This window comes from Brachybacterium sp. JB7, assembly GCF_003335205.1.
GTDB classification, from domain to species: domain Bacteria; phylum Actinomycetota; class Actinomycetes; order Actinomycetales; family Dermabacteraceae; genus Brachybacterium; species Brachybacterium alimentarium.
Genome location: NZ_QPGN01000059.1, coordinates 1 through 302, shown reverse-complemented (window position 1 = coordinate 302; position 302 = coordinate 1). Strand labels below are relative to the sequence as shown.

1 protein-coding gene is annotated in these 302 nt (G+C 35.8%); it reads left to right on the top strand.

The features are described 5' to 3' along the window. Positions 1–63 precede the first annotated feature (63 nt). Positions 64–302, top strand: a 239-nt coding sequence (locus CIK81_RS18905) for a hypothetical protein (RefSeq protein WP_199586433.1), incomplete at its 3' end; no start/stop codon positions are given.

The following is a 302-nucleotide window of genomic DNA, read 5'->3' as shown; positions in this document are numbered from 1 at the left end:
ATTTAAACTTATGCCTAAATAACGTCAGAGCATAAAGTCATTATAAAAGTAACAGGACGAATAATGAGTGAAATAACTCAATCCTTAGTTGAAGAACCAATAGTTGAAGAACCGATTGGTGAACAGCCAATTGATGAAGTGGTTAGCTGGGTTAAACAAAATAATTTCACCTTGAACCTCTCAAGTGAGCGTTTAGCCTTTTTGATTGCCGTTGCGGTATTAAGCAATGAAAAATTTGATGAAGAGCTTGGTGAAGGCGAATTACAAGACGCCTTTAAGATCGTTACTCGATTATTTGAAGA